This is a genomic window from Pseudocitrobacter sp. CD920760 (genome assembly GCF_057782505.1).
Genome location: NZ_CM173490.1, coordinates 4,019,137 through 4,038,646 on the forward strand (window position 1 = coordinate 4,019,137; position 19,510 = coordinate 4,038,646).

Annotated in this window: 5 protein-coding genes and 1 other RNA gene; all 6 read left to right on the plus strand. The window is 56.2% G+C overall.

Going from position 1 to position 19,510, the window contains the following annotated elements; genetic code table 11:
• Positions 1–268: 268 nt before the first annotated feature.
• The 6 genes from AC1MKH_RS18870 (at position 269) to AC1MKH_RS18895 (ending at position 19,312) form a co-directional block, all read left to right on the plus strand.
• Positions 269–12,550 carry a BapA/Bap/LapF family large adhesin gene (locus tag AC1MKH_RS18870; protein WP_276223315.1) on the plus strand — a complete coding sequence of 4,094 codons (12,282 nt, stop codon included), beginning with the start codon at positions 269–271 and terminating at the stop codon, positions 12,548–12,550.
• 77 nt (positions 12,551–12,627) lie between these two features.
• Positions 12,628–14,034: a TolC family outer membrane protein gene (locus AC1MKH_RS18875; protein ID WP_276223313.1), complete on the plus strand. Its 1,407-nt coding sequence runs from the start codon at positions 12,628–12,630 to the stop codon at positions 14,032–14,034.
• Positions 14,031–16,214, plus strand: a complete 2,184-nt coding sequence (locus tag AC1MKH_RS18880; RefSeq protein WP_276223311.1) for a type I secretion system permease/ATPase — start codon at positions 14,031–14,033, stop codon at positions 16,212–16,214. Before AC1MKH_RS18875 ends, AC1MKH_RS18880 begins: the two co-directional genes overlap by 4 nt.
• Positions 16,215–16,221: 7 nt before the next feature.
• Positions 16,222–17,385 (plus strand): beta-barrel domain-containing protein, encoded by a 1,164-nt coding sequence (locus AC1MKH_RS18885; protein WP_276223344.1) that lies wholly within the window; start codon positions 16,222–16,224, stop codon positions 17,383–17,385.
• A gap of 117 nt (positions 17,386–17,502) precedes the next feature.
• Positions 17,503–17,866, plus strand: a transfer-messenger RNA (tmRNA) gene (ssrA, locus tag AC1MKH_RS18890).
• 204 nt (positions 17,867–18,070) lie between these two features.
• Complete coding sequence (locus tag AC1MKH_RS18895; protein ID WP_047358992.1) at positions 18,071–19,312, plus strand: integrase; 1,242 nt, start codon at positions 18,071–18,073, stop codon at positions 19,310–19,312.
• Positions 19,313–19,510 lie beyond the last annotated feature (198 nt).

Consider the following 19,510-nt stretch of genomic DNA (forward strand, 5'->3'; position numbering starts at 1 on the left):
TCTGGCTATATCAACAACAGTGCTTCAACGTTTAAAAGACCATTTAGAGCAAGGAATTAAATTTCAGATAGAAATTATTTAATTATTCGCCAGTCAATATTTTAAGAATATTCCTAATCACTATTTCGATAGTGAGCGCTACCGCTTTTGCCTGAATTTATGGCGAGCTGAATATCACAACAAATATGCCGGCGTGAAAGTCCTGAGCTGCTGAATAACCGAATATCGCCATTGCGATCAACCTGTTCACCTCGAATGGAGTGACACCATGCGTTCTGTATCGATTATTTCAAAAATGACTACCGTCGCCACCACGGCTGAAACCGACAGTGTGACATTGACTGCCCCATCGATTGTTAAAATTAAGGTCGATCGCGCCGATATTGCCTCGATGCAGCGTTCCAATCAGGATTTGGTTATCACCCTGAAAGACGGTGAAACCGTGACGGTAAAAAACTTTTACGTCACCTCAGATTTAGGGCAGAGCCAGCTTGTACTGGAAGATGCGAACGGCGCGCTCTGGTGGGTACAGGACACGGATGGCGCATTCCACTTCCAGCAAATCAGCAGCATTGATGAACTGCTGGTTGCCGGAGAGGGCAGCAACGAAAGCGGCGGAGCTGCCTGGGCGTGGATTCTGGGCGGAGCCGCCGCAGCCGCCGGGATTGGTATCGCCGCCTCCAACAGCAACGGTAGCGGAAGTCATCACAACGATGACAACAATGGTGGAGAAACGAACCCGGGCAACCCGGAACCTCCCGCAGATACCACGCCGCCCGATGCGCCAACCAATCTCGCCATTTCCCCCGATGGCAAAACGGTCACCGGCGACGCCGAACCGGGCAGCACCATTATCATTCGCGATCCCAACGGCAACATCATCGGTACCGGAAAAACCGGCGATGATGGCAAGTTTACCGTTGGCCTCGATAAGCCGCAGTCTAACGGTGAACACCTGACCGTCGAGGCGAAAGATCCGTCGAATAACACCGGGCCGTCCACGCCAATTACCGCGCCAGATACTACCCCGCCCAATGCGCCAACCGACGTTGCCGTTTCAAACGATGGTAAGACCGTCACCGGGAATGCCGAGCCCGGTAGCACCGTCACCATCCGCGACCCCAATGGCAACGTTATTGGCACCGGCACCGCCGGCAGCGATGGGAAATTTACCGTTGATCTCAACAAACCGCAGACCAACGGCGAACATCTGACAGCGGAAGCGAAAGATCCCGCCGGAAATACCAGCCCCACCACCAGCGTCACCGCGCATGATACTACCGCGCCAGGCGCGCCGAGCGACCTGAATATTAACGCCGAAGGCACAACGCTTACCGGGAAAGCAGAAGCCGGAAGCACGGTAAAAATCACCGACAGCGAAGGCAATGTGCTGGGCACCGGGAAAGCCGATGGTAACGGCAACTTCACGATAACCCTGACCTCGCCGCAAACCGATGGCGAACGTCTCTCGGTAACCGCGACCGACGCCGCAGGGAACCAAAGTTCCCCTTCGAATATCACCGCCCCCAATGTGATTGAAGAACCCGTTAACCTGCTGCGCAGCGTGGTCGATGACGTCGGTTCTATCACCGGGGCGCTCACTTCCGGGCAGAGCACCGATGATTCACGCCCGACCTTTAGCGGACGCGGTACGGCCGGAACCACCATCAATATTTTCGATAACGGCGTAAAAATAGGCTCCGTTCAGGTTGGCAGCGACGGCAACTGGAGCTATACGCCAGCAACGCCGCTTAAAGAGGGTAATCATTCAATCGTGGCGACTGGCGCACAAACGCCGGACAATTCAATTCCGGGCTTCAAATTTGCCGTGGATACCACCCCACCCACAGCTCCCTCAGGCTTAACGCCTTCAGCGGATGGAACGCATCTGAGCGGTAAAGCGGAGCCGGGTAGTGAAGTAATTATTCGTGATGCTGGCGGAAAAGAAATCGGCAAAGGCACGGCGGACGCCAGCGGGTCGTTTAACATCACCCTCAACCCCGCCCAAATTACCGGTGCACCGCTCACCGCGACGGCATCGGACAGCGCAGGGAATATCAGCCCGGAGAGCAAAGTACTTTCCGTAGATAAAACGCCTCCCGAAACACCGGAGGAACTCATCATTAACGCTGCGGGTACGCAGTTAACCGGTGAAGCTGAGCCGGGTAGCAAAATTACGATTAAGGATAGCGCGGGCAACACCATTGCAAGCGGGGTCACGGACAGCAATGGTAATTTCGCCATTACCCTCACCCCTGCGTTGACTCACGGTGAAAAATTAACGGCCATCGCCACCGATGCGGCAAACAATTCCAGCGCCCCCGGGAACGTCACTGCTCCGAATTTCGATGTTTCCAGCCAACCAACCATCATTTCCGCCACGGATGACATAGCACCTGATACGGGCAATGTCGCCAACAATGGGCAAACCAATGACACCCGCCCAACGCTAAATGGTCACAGCGATGCCTGGGCGACAATTACCGTTTATGAAGGCCAGACCAGGCTGGGGACGGTACAGGCAGACGGCAAAGGCAACTGGAGTTTTACGGTAGCTAATACCTTAAATGATGGTCAACACAGCTTCACTGCTACGGCAACTAACATCGCAGGCAAGGTGAGCGATGCATCGGCTGATTTCACATTAAATATTGATACAGCGGCCCCTGAAGCCCCGTCGATTCAGGCCGTAATTGATGATCAACCCGGTATCGTCGGCGCAATCGAGAATGGCAAATCGACCAACGATACCACGCCAACCTTTAGCGGCGCAGGCGAACCTGGTAGTACTATCACCCTGTACAACAACAGTAGCGTCATTGGCACCGCAAAAGTTGATGAGTCAGGGGCATGGACGTTCACACCATCGACTCCGCTAACCGATGGAAGCTATAGCATTCGTGTTACCGCCACCGATGCAGCAGGCAATATCAGCTCGCCCTCCGCTAGCTTCACTTTTACCGTCGATGCCAAAGCGCCCGTGGCACCAACCTTTACGGCGGTGATCGATAATTCAGACGGTACAAACGTAACGGTCGCCAACGGAGGCGCGACAAACGACGCAACCCCGACGATTACGGGCAAAGCGGAGCCTGGCAGCACCGTGACGCTTTGGGCCATGCTCAATGGAAGCCGCGTAGAATTGGGCACTGCAACCGTCAATGCGCAGGGTAACTGGAGTGTCACGCCCGGCACACCGCTGGCAGAAGGCACCTATACCCTGAGCGTGACCGCAACAGACAGTGCGGGCAACGTTAGCCCGGTGACATCAACGCAAAGTTTCACCCTGGATCTTTCCGCGCCAGCCGCACCGAGCGGCTTAGCCGTATCGCCAGATGGCGGCAGCGTGACGGGTACCGCTGAGGCGAACAGCACCGTAACGGTTAAGGATGCCAGCGGCACAGTGCTGGGAACCACCACCGCTGATGGCACGGGCAAGTTCACGGTTACTCTCAACCCAGTACAAGATGATAATCAGGTGCTTTCAGTCACCGCCACCGATAAGGCAGGTAACACAAGCCCGCCTAATGGCGTTCAGGCGCCAGACCTTATCGCTCCCGATGCGCCAGAAAATTTACAGGTGTCAGATAACGGTACAATCGTTACAGGTCAGGCCGAACCGGGTAGCACAGTGACCATTACCGATGCGAATGGTAACCCACTGGGCAACGCGGAAACCGACAGCAGCGGAAACTTCAGCGTGACGCTGACAACCCCACAAACCAATGGCGAAACGCTGACCGCGATTGCGACGGATAAAGCGGGTAACCCAAGCGACGACGCCAACGTCAACGCACCGGACATCACCGCCCCAGAACTCCCGGTGATCGGTTCAGTCGTGGATGATGTACCGGCATTGACAGGGAATTTAGAGAACGGACAAAGCACTAATGATCCACGCCCTACTCTGAACGGCACGTCAGAAGCCAACGCTATTATCACGCTCTACGACAATAACGTCATTATTGGTACGACAACCGCCGATGCGCAGGGCGTCTGGAGCTTTACGCCGGGCTCGAATCTCGGCAGCGGCAGCCATAGCTTTACTATTACGGCGAAAGATGAGGCTGGCAACACCAGCGACACATCAGCGCCCTTCACCATTATTGTCGATACTACCGCCCCAACCCGACCAACGATCACTAGCCTGACGGACGACCAGGAGCCGAATACGGGCGCGGTGAGCAATGGGCAAACCACGAATGATAATTTGCCTGTTATCAACGGTGCCGGCGAAGTGGGATCAACCCTCTCCGTCTTTGATGGCGGTAAATTGCTGGGAACAGTCGTTGTCGGTAGTTCAGGTACCTGGTCGCTCACGCTCACCGCACCATTGAGCGACGGCCCGCACAGCCTGACGCTGAGCGCGGCGGATGCAGCAGGAAACTCGACAACCAACACTACACCCTTCACGTTTACCGTTGATACCAGTACACCAGATGAGCCAATCATTCTGGAAGTCCGCGATGATGTGGGCCCGGAAGTCGGGGTTCTGAATGATGGTGACACTACCGACGACACTCGCCCAACGTTTTCAGGGAAAGCGGAAGCCAACGCGCAGGTTAACGTTTATGAAGGAGATACGCTGCTTGGCACAGCCAACGTCGATGCCAACGGAAACTGGACACTCACTCCTAACGCGGCGCTGGATGAAGGTAAGCACGACTTCACCTTCGTCACGGTGGACGCCGCCGGCAATATTGGGGCTGAAACTACCTTCACGCTTACCGTCGATACGCTTGCGCCCGAGGCGCCGCTGATCGCTACCGTCAATGATGATGTGGGCGCAATCAAAGGCAATCTCACCAACAACCAGGTCACCGACGATACCCGTCCAACCCTTAGCGGAACCGGAGAAAATGGGGCGACTATCACGGTGTACAGCAATGGAATCGTACTGGGTACAACAACCGTCGTAGACGGTAAATGGTCATTCACACCGAATAGCGATCTGAACGATGGTGAAAATATCTTCACCGTAACCGCTACCGATGCTGCGGGTAACGTCAGCGCGGAATCGCCTTCCTTCACCATCACCGTGGATAATGACGCACCTATCAAACCGGTGATTGGCTCGGTCGTTGATGACGTGCCGGAATATACCGGTGCGCTGGCCTCAGGAAGCGTAACCAACGATACCCAACCCACCTTCAACGGCACAGGCATCGAGGGCGATACCATCACGCTCTATAACGGCACCACCGTGTTAGGTACCGCCGTCGTCGGGGAAGATGGAAAATGGAGTTTGACGCCGACTGCGCCTCTGGGGGAACAGACCTATACGCTTCACATTACGGCGACCGATCCGGCAGGTAACGTCAGTGTGCCATCGGATAACTTTGTCATTACCGTGGATACCACACCGCCTGCGATACCACCCGCTTTCAGCGTTCAGGATAATGTCGGCGACGATCAGGGCGCGCTGCAAAGCGGCGACCGCACTGACGACAACACGCCAACGCTGAACGGCACAGCCGTGGGCGGTAGTATTGTGACGATACTGGTTGATGGTAAAGCGATTGGCACAACCACCGCTAACCCGCAGGGCGGCTGGAGCTTTACACCTTCTCCAGCCCTGACGGATGGCACTCATACCCTGACCGTTACGGCAACCGATCCGGCGGGCAACACCAGCCAACCGACACCGCCCTTTACCCTCACCGTGGATACCACTGGCCCGGACGCACCAGCTATCGTTACCATTGTTGACGATGTTGGCTCGATCACGACTGACCTGATAGACGGTTCCTATACTGATGACTCTCGCCCCACGTTCTCTGGCACTGCCGAGGCGAATGGCACCGTCATCATCTTTGCCAACGGCGTAGAAATTGGTCGAGCCAACGTCAATGACGAAGGCGGCTGGAGTTTTACCCCTGGTACTAACACGCCGTTGTCCGATGGGGATAACGTACTGACCTTCCAGGCGCTGGACGACCTTGGTAACGCGGGTCCGCTTTCGGATGGCTTAACTCTGCACGTTGATACACAGGCCCCTGTTGCACCGGTCAATCTGGCGGTGGCTGATGATGGTCTCATCGTTACCGGACAGGCAGAGGCTAACAGCACGATTATCATCCGCGATGCCAACGGTGATGAAGTGGGTCGTGGCATCACCAATGGCCTGGGTTACTTCACCGTTGAGCTTAATGAAGTGCAGGCCGCAGACTCGGTACTGTCTGTTTATGCGCAGGATCGCGCGGGGAATATCGGCGATGGGGCAGATGTCACCGTCGCGCCTCCGACTGAGCCAGCCGTCCCGGTGATTATAGAAATTCTGGACGAAACGGGTCCGAATACCGGCCCACTAAACGACGGAGACAGCACCGATGATACGCAACCGGTCATCAGTGGTACGGCAGCTGATGGCGCTACCGTTTATGTATTGATTGACGGGGTGCGTTCTGAAGGTATCACAGTGGTCGATGGCCGCTGGACCTACACCCCACAAGAAGCACTAGGCGAAGGCGAACACACCATTTCAGCCATCGCGGAAATCAACGGCGAAACCAGCGCTGAATCCACTGAAATTACCATTACTGTGGATACCATTGCCCCTGACTCCGCCATCATTGTCAGCGTGACGGATGATGTCGGCGTAGTCACCGGGCCCATTATCAATAATGGCGGCACCGACGACACACAGCCCACTCTGCGCGGCACCGCTGCCGACAGCGCCCGTGTGGAAATCTTCAATGGAACCACGTCACTCGGCTTTGCGACGGTGAATGCTCAGGGTAACTGGACATTTACACCAACCACGCCGCTGGCAAACGGTATCTATAACTTCAACGTTGTGGCTATCGATGCTGCTGGTAACAGAGCAGATGCATCCAACACCTGGACCGTAACCATCGATAACGCCACGCCAACCGCCCCAACACTTACGGGCGTGGAAGACAACGTGGGTACCCTCGTTGGGCAAATAAACGAGGGTAGTAAAACCGATGACACCCAGCCAACGCTTAGCGGCACGACCTCGCCAGGCTCAACGGTCATTATCTATGACAACAATGTCGAAATTGGTCGCGTCACCACCAGCGATGGTAACTGGAGCTTTACCCCAACCACACCTCTGGGCGAAGGAAGCCATAGTCTGACGCTGACGACCACCAACAGCGCAGGGAACACCAGCCCGGCAAGCGAGCCGTTTGAATTCAGTGTCGATACCACGGCACCGTCGCGCCCGATACTCAATAGTGTTAACGACAACCAGGGGCCGGTCACTGGCGATCTGCTGAATAATCAGACGACCAACGATGCAACCCCAACGCTCAGCGGAACCGCCGAAGCCAACTCAACGCTGAAGATTTACGACAACGGTAATCTGGTGGCGATCATTACCGTGCCGGAAACAGGCAACTGGACATGGACACCCGCCACGCCACTGAGCAATGCATCGCATGCATTCACCATAAATACCACCGATGAGGCTGGTAACGTCAGTGCAACAACACCGGCATTTACGATTGTGGTTGATACGGTGGCTCCTAACACGCCATCGGCAATCACGGCGACGGATAATACACCGCCGAATACGGGTGCGATAACTGAGGGCCAGCAAACCAATGAAACACGTCCGGCCCTGAGCGGTACCGCTGAACCTAATGCCACCGTGCAAATTCTGGATAACGGTACTGTCATTGGCACCGTTAAGGCAGATGCTGGCGGTAGCTGGAACTTCACACCGAGCACCGCATTGCCACCAGGCGAACATCAACTGACCGTCACGGCCACTGATAGCGCGGGTAATGTTAGCCCGCCATCTCCGGCATTGAACTTTGTCGTCGACACCGTCGCGCCTGATGCGCCAGCCATCGTCAACGCCAGCGACAACGTCGGCAGCATTACCGATACGCTGACGAACGGAAAAACCACCGACGATACGACCCCTACGCTAAATGGCACCAGCGAAGCCTTTGCCTCTATTCGCATTCTTGATAACGGTGTGCAAATCGGTACCGCCACCGCGGATGTCAACGGCAACTGGAACTTCACGCCAGGCAGCGCATTGGGAACCGGCAGCCACGTGTTTACGGCCATTGCGACTGACAGGGCGGGTAATACAGGCAGCACATCGACATCGTTTACGTTGATTATTGATACCACCGCCCCGGGCGTACCGACGATCATCCAGGCCAGTGACAACGTCGGCACGGTGCAGGGAACATTGCTGTCAAACCAAACGACAGATGACACTACGCCAACGCTGAGCGGTACAGGTGAAGCAGGTGCCACCATCACCATTCGCGATAATGGCACCGTGATAGGAACTGCTATTGTTGGCGATAACAATGCCTGGACCTTCACCCCCGAGGGCGCACTTGGTGCGGGTACGCATAACTTTACCGCAACGGCAACGGACAGCGCCGGGAATACCAGCGTACCATCAGGCAGTTTCGTGCTGACCGTCGATCTTACCCCGCCCGTTGCGCCAATTATCACTGGTGCGGCGGATGATATTGGGACCATTAAAGGGCCAATTGCGAACGGCCAGGTAACCGATGACACCCGTCCAACGCTCAGCGGGACGGGAGAAATTGGCGCAACTATTAACGTCTATGACAACAATGTACTGATTGGAACCACGACCGTAGGCAGCGGGGGAACCTGGAGCTTTACCCCAACGCAGGATCTCACTACCGGTTCGCATAATCTGACGGCGACAGCAACCGATCCTGCTGGTAACACTGGCCCGGCATCAGGCGCCTGGAATGTGGTTATCGATACGGCTGCACCAAACGCACCGTTTATCACCACAGTCACCGATAACGCAGGAACTGTGACGGGCACACTTGCAGCCGGTCAGCCTACCGATGACACCACCCCAACGCTGAACGGTACAGCTGAAGCAAACGCCACCGTGCGTATTTATGACAATGGCGTAGAAATTGGCAGCGTACAGGCGGATGGCGGCGGTAACTGGACCTATACCCCGACGCTCACTGAAGGTACGCATACTCTCACCGCAAAAGCCGTGGATGCGGCGGGCAATACCAGTTCGTCCTCCACGGTGACGACGGTGACCGTCGACCTTACACCACCCGCCGCACCAACGGATTTAACCGTCAACGCCACGGGCAACGTGGTGACAGGCCGCGCCGAAGCGGGTAGTACCGTGACCATTTACAGTTCAACGGGGACCGTGCTGGGCACCGGAGTTGCCGATGGGCTCGGCAACTTTACGGCTAACCTTTCCCCAAGTCAGGTTGACGGAGAAGACCTACAAGCCAGAGCAACCGACGTAGCCGGGAATCAGGGCATAGCAGCAGATTTCAATGCCCCATTCACCGGCTTGCCCGGCTCACCGGTTATTACCACGATTGTGGATAATGTGGGGCCTGTTTTAGGCAATGTTGGAAACAACCAGAGCACAAACGATAACCAGCCGGACATCAGCGGTACTGCTCAGGCACGTTCAACGGTCAACATCTATAACAACGGCGTGCTGCTGGCGACCGTTGTGGCGGATGACACCGGGGCGTGGAGCTATACACCGACGACAGTTTTAACCGAAGGTCTGCATGTTATTACCGCCACCGCCACGAATACCAACGGTACCAGTAGCCCATCCACCGCCATTAACATTACGGTAGACACTATCGCGCCGGACGCGCCGACTGCCACGATCAGCGGTGATGGCTACACCATTAGTGGCACAACGGAAGCCAACATTACCATCAGTGTGACGGTACCAGGCCAGGCCAACCCTGTCACGGTAACGACAGACGCCCAGGGTAACTGGTCTGTCGGGCTACCGACGCGTCTGGTCAGCGGTGAGCAGGTGACAGTGATTGCCACCGATGCGGCCGGAAACGTTTCATTGCCGGGGACAACTAACGCACCAACGCTGCCCATTGCGGCAAGCGACAACGTAGTGAACCTTGAGCTGGAAACATCTGCAACGGTTACCACAGAAGAGCATAGTGACTACGGCTTCCTGCTGGTCGGTGCGCTGGGCAATGTAGCTTCTGTGCTGGGGGATGATACTGCGCAAGTGACGTTTACCATCGATGCTGGTGGTAGCGGTGTTGCCGTCATTGAAGCAGCGGCAACAGGGGCAGTGCTCTCGTTGCTAAACACCCTTGAGATCGCCGTACAGAAATATGATACCAACCTTCAGGCATGGGTCACGGTCATCGATACCTCGTTGCCGCAATTCGCCAACCTGTTAACTATCGGCGCTTCAGGCGTGCGCCTGAATCTCGACAACCTCACGGGCGGCGAGTATCGCGTACTGAGCTATAACACCAGCCTGTTGGCCGTTGGCTCTTACACAAGCCTTGATGTTTCTCTTGTCAAAACCAGCGCAGGCACTGTCGCTGCGGGTGCGATAGAAAATGGGAACGTTATTACCGATGCCGATCCGACAAACGGTAGCGATGTTGCCCCTCCGAATACAAACGTCACGTCAATCACCAACTTCAATGGTACGACAACCGTTGTTGGGACTGGTGGCGCGGATATCGCGGGCAAGTACGGCACGCTGCATATTAACCAGGACGGTAGCTACACCTATACGCTGACATCAACCAGTTCCAGCGTGATTGGTCGCTCGGAAAGCTTTACCTATACCATTACAACTGCCGGTCAGAACCCGCAATCTTCTTCGGCGAATCTGGTTATCACCCTCGGTTCAACCGTACCGACCAGTTCGGTTACCGCCGCCGATGACAGCGCCAGCCTGCAATTTGACACCTCGGTTGCCGCAGTCAACAACGGCCCGAGTTCCACCACCGGCTTTACGCTCGTCGGGCTGAATCTGGGGAATGTGATTGACGTCGGCCTGCTGAACAACATGCAGAACCCGATTCTCTATAACGTCGATGCGGGTACCACACGTACGCTCTCCCTGGGCGCCAGCGTCGGCGGCGTAGCGGTTGGCGCAGTCTTTGACCTGTATGTCTATCGCTACAACGCGGAAACCGGTAATTATGAGCAGTATCGCCATGTTCCGAGCTGGCTCCAGGCGGCTCTGCTGGGCGGCTCCACGGCGCAGGATCTGGTCATCACCCTGCCAGATGGTAAATATCTGTTCACGCTGAATGCGGTTTCCGGCCTGACCGTGGCAACCGGCTTTACGCTGAGCGTCAACGCCGACCACACCTACAGCGTGAAAAGCGCGGGCGCCAGCACCACAGGCGACGTGCTGGATAACGATGCCGGTGCGGCAAACGGTCATGTTACCGAAGTGAACGGCGTGGCGGTGGCGGCTAATGGCACCACGACCATTAACGGCCTGTACGGTACGCTAACCATTGATGCGCAGGGGCATTACACCTACACCCTGAAATCCGGCCTTGGTGCCGACAGCATCAAAACGCCGGACAGCTTTGTTTATACGGTCACGGCGGCCAACGGCGACACCAGCAAAGCCTCGCTCAACGTACAGCCAACGGCGAAACCGGTCGATGCGGTGAATGACACCAGCAGTACAATGGCGTTGGCGACTAACCAGGTAACGGCAAACTACTCGGACACGACCGTCGGTTCAGCCACCATCGCGCAAGGTAGCAGAAGCGCGACGGGCAGCGGCACCTTTGATGTGGCAGAGGGCATGGCGCTGAAAGCGATCTCCGTAACCTTTAATACCTCCGCATCCGGGTTAGCCGGGGTTGGCGGGTTGAGTGTGGCGTGGTCGATTCTGGAAAACGGGCAAACTGTTTATACCGGAACTACGCTGCCTTCCGGCACGTTTGGCCTGCTGAATGGTTCTAAAACGCTGACCCTCAGCGGGTTTGAGCTGGATGCCGGTACCTATACCCTCGCCATCACCACCAATTTGACCAGTACCCAACTGGGTAACGTAAGCGTTACCCCCGTGGTGAACGCAACCTCGTACGATCTGGATAACTTCCTGATCAACAACAACGCGCACACGGTGACCGGCAACATCTACAACGGCCACGACTCCGCAGGCGCCGTCGATCAGATTGCTTCCGCGCAAACCGTGCTGACGGTCAGCGGGAACAACAGCACGCAGACGCTCAACCCAACGGTTGACAGCAACGGCGCGGCGACGGTTCAGGGAACCTACGGCTCACTGCGCATCGCCATCGACGGTTCGTACACCTACACCCTGAAAGCGGGGCTGAATCCGGGCGACATCACCACCAAGGAGACCTTCACCTACACCCTGAACGATCAAAAAGGCCACTCGGACAGCGCGACCTTAACCATCAACATGAACCCGCAGTTCACCAGCACGTCGCAGTCAGATGTGATCCACGGCTCGGCCTATGGAGACACTTTAATTTATGACCTGCTGAATAATGCCGATAACAGAGGAGGCAACGGGGCCGATCGCTGGGACAACTTCTCGCTCGCTCAGGGCGACAAAATTGATATCGGCGACCTGCTGGTCGGCTGGAATGGTCAGGAATCGTCGCTCGGTAACTACCTGAGCGTGACCACCAGCGGTAATAACACGGTTATCTCCATTGACCGTGATGGCACCGGTACCGCCCACAGTTCAGCCACCTTAATCACCCTGGAGAACGTGCAAACCACGCTGAATGAGCTGATCGAACAGAACCACATTGTGACCTGATAGTTAACAAAACCCCGGGCGCGAAGACGCCCGGGGTAATAACAAATACACCTGCGCTATTTTAAAAGGGATCGACAATGGGAAAGTTAACATCTATCGCATGGGGGCTGGCGAGCTGTCTCTGCACAGCCGCCCTTCACGCCGAAGAGACGCCACGGTTTATCTCTTCGCAGACATTGCACGAACAGCAGGAGCTACCGTCGTTATCCGGTAAAGTGGATCTGCCGCTCGACCCTGCCGCGCCGGGTACCTTAACGCTGAACAACGCCGTCGATCGCGCGGTGAGCTGGCATCCCTCTATTCAGGAAGCCGTTGGCAAACTGCTCGCGCAGAATGAGCAGGTCGATGTCGCTAAATCAAAATACTATCCGCAGATAAGCGCAGGCATGAACAACGGCTACGCCAATAACTATGTCGACCACGGCTTCAGCCCGTCGCTGGTGGTATCGCTTTCCCAGATGCTCTATGACTTCGGCAAAGTGGCAAGCCAGGTGCGCGCCGAAAGCGCGGGCGTCGCGCAGGAGCAGGCGAACGTGCTGGTCAGTATTGATAACGTGGGCTACAGCACCGCCGTCGCCATGGTGCAGGTGCAAACCTGGCAGCAAATGGTGGATGTCGCCGAAGAACAGCTCACCGCGCTGAACCACATTGGTGGGCTGATTCGCCAGCGCAGCGATGAAGGTGCAGCATCGCAGTCTGACGCGGTGCAAACGGACGCGCGTATTGAGTCCGCGCGCTCGCAGCTGATTCAGTATCAGGCAACGCGCGACAGCGCTCAGGCCACGCTGATGAGCTGGCTCGGCTGGAATACCCTCAACGGCATCAGCAACGACTTCCCCGACAAACTGGCGCAAAGCTGCAATATCGCGCAACCGGACGACCGCCTGGTGCCGTCGGTGCTGGCGGCGTGGGCGCAGTCGAACGTCGCGCAGGCCAATGCCGATTACGCCAACGCGCAAATGACGCCGACCATCTCACTGGAACCGCAGGTTCAGCACTACCTGAACGACAAATATCCCAGCCATGAAGTGCTGGATCGCACGCAGTATTCGGCGTGGGTGAAAGTGGAGATGCCCATCTACCAGGGCGGCGCAATGACCGCCCGACGCAATGCCGCCAACTATGCGCTGAGCGCGGCGCAATCGACCATCCAGCGCGTGCGTCTGGAAGTGCGGCAAAAACTGCTGGAGTCACAAAGTCAGGTGATGAGCCTGGTGAACTCTCTGCAAGTGCAGCGCCGCCAGCAGGCGTACAGTGCGCGCACCCGCGAACTCTATCAACAGCAGTATCTGGAGCTGGGCTCGCGCCCGCTGCTGGACGTACTGAACGCCGAGCAGGAAGTGTATCAGGCGCGCTTTTCCGAGCTGCAAACGCTTAACCAGCTGCATCAGCTTGAGCTGAATTGCCTCTACAACACCGGACGCCTGCGCAACGCGTTCCGCCTGGAAAATCGCAGCATTCAGTCAGTGGAGATCCAGCCATGAACAACGCCGATACCGCCGACACCTTTTTAACCGAACAGACGCTGCAACGCTGGGCGCTGGCGATAAGCCATATCGCCAACCACTACCGCATCGCCTGCTCGCCGGGCACCATTCAGGCCAATGCCCCGTGGTTTCACGATAAAAGCCTGCTGCCCGCGCTGACCCAGCTCTCTCGTCAGGGCGGGCTGTCGTTTCGCCTGCTGGAGGCCAACACGCAAACCCTCAACAGCTGGCGTCTTCCGGTTGTCGCCGCGCTGAATAACGGCGAGCTGGTGATCGTCGAACGCTTCGATGGCGACAGCACCGTCGAGGTGCGTTTTGTCGATGACACCTCGCACATCAACCGCCTGTCGATGGACGAACTGCTCGGCAAAATCGACTATCTCGCCGCCCTGCGTCCGCTTTCCGCGATGCGCGATAGCCGGGTCGACAACTATATTTCCCGCTTCAGCCCCGACTGGCTGAAATCGCTGGTCTTGCAGGACATCCGCCCCTACGGCCCGGTGATGTTCGCCGCCTTTCTGGTGAACGTGCTGTCGCTCGGCGGCATTGTGTTCTCGATGCAGGTCTATGATCGGGTGATCCCCGCGCAGTCTTACCCGACGCTTTACGTACTGGCATTCGGCGTGCTGCTGTCGGTGATTTTTGGCTTCCTGCTGCGCGTGGCGCGTGGACACATCATGGACGTACTCGGTAAACGCGCCGACATGCGCGTCTCTGACCGCGTGTTCAGCCACGCGCTGCGCCTGCGCAACAGCGCGATCCCCCGCTCGACCGGCAGCTTTATTTCGCAGCTGCGCGAGCTGGAGCAGATCCGCGAGATGATCACCTCCTCGACGATCTCGACGATCGTCGATCTCCCCTTCTTTTTCCTGTTCGTGATCGTACTGGCGATCATCTCGCCGCAACTGGCGTGGATCGCGCCCGTCGCCGCCGTGATGATGGTGCTGCCCGGTATTCTGTTGCAGAAAAAGCTGGCGGTACTCGCCAACCAGGCCGCGCATGAATCAACGCTGCGCAATGCGGTGCTGGTGGAGAGCGTTCAGGGGCTGGAGGATATCAAACTGATGCAGGCCGAGAACCGCTTCCTGCAACAGTGGAACAGCTATATTCGCATTACCGCCGAGTCGGGCCTGCGCACCCGCCAGATCTCCCAGGGGCTGATCAGCTGGGGGATCACCGTGCAAAGTCTGGTTTATAGCGCGGTGATCCTGTTCGGTGCGCCGATGGTTATCGAGGGCGAAATGACTACCGGTGCGGTGGTTGCCGCGTCGATGCTGGCTTCACGCATGATCGCCCCGATGGCGAACCTGTGCGGCGTGCTGGCGCGCTGGCAGCAGGTCAAAGCCGCCAAATCGGGCCTCGACAGCATTATGCAGCTCCCCACTGAAACCCAGCGCGACGATAGCGTGGTGCATCGCGATATTTTCCACGGCCACTATCTTTTTGAAAACGCACAGTTTCGTTATCACAACGACGACCAGAACGTGCCGCTCAAAATCGGCCGCCTTGAGATTCAACAGGGCGAACGCATCGCCCTGCTCGGGCGTAACGGCGCGGGGAAATCAACCCTACTTCAGGCAATGGCGGGCGGCGTGGAACTGATTAGCGGCGAAGCGCGGCTCGACTCCCTGAGCATCGCGCAGATTGATATGGCCGATTTGCGCCGCAACGTCGGCATGCTCAGCCAGAACGCGCGCCTGTTCTTCGGCACCCTGCGCGAGAACCTGATGCTTGGCGCACCGCGCTCCAGCGATGACGACATCTTTGCCACCCTTGAAGTGTGCGGCGCGGCAGGCTTTGTGCGTCAGTTGGCGAAAGGTCTCGACCACCCGATTATGGAAGGCGGCGCAGGCCTGTCCGGCGGCCAGCGGCAATCGATTCTGCTGGCGCGTATGCTGCTGCGCTCGCCCAACATCGTCCTGCTCGATGAACCCACCGCCTCCCTCGACGACCACACCGAACGCGAATTCATCCAACGGCTAAATCAGTGGCTGGGCAACCGCACGCTGATTGTCGCCACTCACCGCGTCCCGGTGCTCGAACTGGTGGAGCGCGTGGTGGTGCTGAAAGATGGGCAAGTGGTGATGGATGCACCAAAAACGCAGGCGCTGGGCGGCAACCGTATTGGCACACCGGCAACCGGACGGGAGTGGAAAAATGAAAACCAATCAGCATGATGTGGTGATGGATGACCCGGACATTAGCCGCGAACGGGAGTTCTCCGGGGCCAGCCGCATCATTATTATCAGCACCGTGTTATTCGTGCTGCTCGGCATCTGGGCATGGTTTGGCACGCTCGATGAAGTCACGACCGGCACCGGGAAAGTGGTGCCCAGCTCGCGCGAGCAGGTTTTACAGTCGCTCGACGGCGGTATTCTGGCAGAACTTTCCGTGCGTGAAGGCGACAAAGTGCAGGCCGGGCAAATTGTCGCCCGCATGGACCCGACACGTTCAGAGTCCAACGTGGGTGAAAGCTCCGCACGCTATCGCGCATCGCTGGCCTCCAGCGTTCGCCTTTACGCCGAGGTGAACGACCAGCCTCTCGTCTTCCCCGACTCACTGAAAGCCTGGCCCGATCTCCTCGCCAGCGAAACCCGGCTCTATCGCTCACGCCGAGCGCAACTGGCGGACTCCGAAGCAGAGATTAAAGACGCGATGGTCTCGGTTAACAAAGAGCTGGCGATCACCCAGCGGCTGGAAAAAAGCGGCGCGGCAAGCCACGTGGAAGTGCTGCGACTGCAGCGCCAGCGCAGCGACCTCAGCCTGAAACTCACGGATTTGCGCTCGCAGTATTACGTGCAGGCGCGGGAAGCGCTCTCCAAAGCGAACGCCGAAGTCGATATGCTGCTGGCCATCATCAAAGGCCGCGAAGACTCCGTCACCCGTCTGACCATCCGCTCGCCGGTGCGCGGCATCGTAAAAAACATCCAGGTCACGACCCTGAACGGCGTCATCCCGCCCAACGGCGATCTGATGGAGATTGTCCCGGTCGACGATCGCCTGCTGATTGAAGCGCGCCTCTCGCCGCGCGACATCGCCTTTATCCACCCCGGCCAGCGCGCCTTGGTGAAAATCACCGCCTATGATTACGCCATCTACGGCGGGCTGGAGGGCGAAGTGGAGACCATCTCCCCGGACACCATCCAGGACAAAGCCAAGCCGGAAGTTTTCTACTACCGCGTATTCATCCGCACCCACCAGGATTATCTGGTGAACAAAGTCGGACACCATTTCTCCATCGTGCCGGGGATGATCGCCACCGTGGACATCAAAACCGGCGAAAAAACCATCGTCGACTACCTGATCAAACCGTTTAACCGGGCGAAAGAGGCGCTGCGTGAGCGATAAATGAACGACTATCTGCCTGTTGGCAATGGATTTTTGCCCAAAATGCAGGCAGAGAGTATTTATGCAGGGGGGTGGCAGAGCGCATAGCAACTCTGTTATACTTGCTGCAACACTATTGGGGCTGATTCTGGATTCGACGGGATTTGCGAAACCCAAGGTGCATGCCGAGGGGCGGTTTGCCTCGTAAAAAGCCGCAAAAAAATAGTCGCAAACGACGAAAACTACGCTTTAGCAGCTTAATAACCTGCTAAGAGCCCTCTCTCCCTAGCTTCCGCTCTTAAGACGGGGATCAAAGAGAGGTCAAACCCAAAAGAGATCGCGTGGAAATCCTGCCTGGGGTTGAAGCGTTAAAACTAATCAGGCTAGTCTGGTAGTGGCGTGTCTGTCCGCAGGTGCCAGGCGAATGTAAAGACTGACTAAGCATGTAGTACCGAGGATGTAGGAATTTCGGACGCGGGTTCAACTCCCGCCAGCTCCACCAAAATTCTCCATCGGTGATTACCAGAGTCATCCGATGAAGTCCTAAGAGCCCGCACGGCACAAGCCCTGCGGGCTTTTTTGTGCCTTCAATTTGTCCCGCGAAGTCCGAAGAGAACTAATTAAATCCGAACCTTTTAGGCCCATTGATAGGCCCAACGAAAAGCTCTATTGTTTTCGTTGGGCCTAAACGCATGGAGACTCCCCCATGGCAAGAAAAACCAAGCCGTTAACCGATACGGAAATCAAAGCCGCCAAACCTAAAGCTACCGATTACCAGCTGTATGATGGTGACGGGCTTACTCTATTAATCAAGTCCAGTGGTAGTAAGCTCTGGCAGTTCCGTTACTATCGGCCTCTGACCAAGCAGCGAACCAAACAGAGCTTCGGTGCATACCCTGCCATATCCCTTTCTGATGCGCGTAAACTCAGAGCTGAATCTCGAGTTTTGTTGGCGAAAGACATTGATCCTCAGGAACATCAGAAAGAACAGGTAAGAAATTCTCAAGAGGCTAAAACCAACACTTTCTTGCTAGTTGCCCAGCGTTGGTGGAATGTGAAGAAAGCCAGCGTAACAGAAGGCTATGCCGACGATATCTGGCGCTCACTTGAGAGAGATATTTTTCCAGCAATCGGTGATATCAGTGTCACTGAGATTAAGGCCCATACTCTGGTTAAAGCAGTGCAGCCGGTCCAGGCCAGAGGTGCATTAGAGACAGTCCGACGCCTTTGTCAGCGTATTAACGAAGTCATGATTTATGCGCAGAACACAGGCCTGATTGATGCAGTTCCCAGTGTAAATATCGGAAAAGCGTTCGAGAAACCGCAAAAGAAAAACATGCCGAGTATCCGTCCGGATCAGCTTCCACAGTTAATGCAAACAATGCGTACAGCAAGTATCAGTGTGTCAACGCGGTGCTTGTTCATGTGGCAGCTTCTCACCATTACCCGCCCTGCCGAAGCTGCTGAGGCTCGATGGGATGAGATCGATTTCAATGCTAGCGAATGGAAAATTCCTGCAGCTCGAATGAAGATGAACCGGGACCATACGGTTCCACTATCCAATGAGGCTCTCTCTATTCTGGAAATGATGAAGTCACTCAGTGGTGGCCGTGAATTTATCTTTCCCAGTCGCATCAAACCAACCCAGCCAATGAACAGCCAAACAGTTAATGCCGCACTGAAGCGTGCTGGCTTAGGAGGCGTACTCGTTTCACACGGCTTACGTTCTATCGCCAGTACAGCACTCAATGAGAAAGGATTTCCGCCTGATGTCATTGAAGCAGCACTGGCTCATGTGGACAAAAATGAGGTTCGTCGCGCTTACAACCGCAGTGATTACCTTGAGCAACGTCGTCCGATGATGCAGTGGTGGGCTTACTTTGTGAAAAAGGCAGATAGTGGCAGACTCACTGACGTTGAATTAACAACATTAAAGCTAACTGGATAAGACCAATTCTTAATCCACACAAGCGAAAAACAGGAGTGTGCGGTAATGGCGCAATCCAGTTATATAAAGTCTAACTCCCTAGGCTTCACGTATGATTCGACCGGACAGCATTGACTCATACTACGCTGAATAAATCCTAAGGAGCCTGCCATTGGTACGTATGCTTACAAACACTCGTATGCTAAATCAGGGGATAAT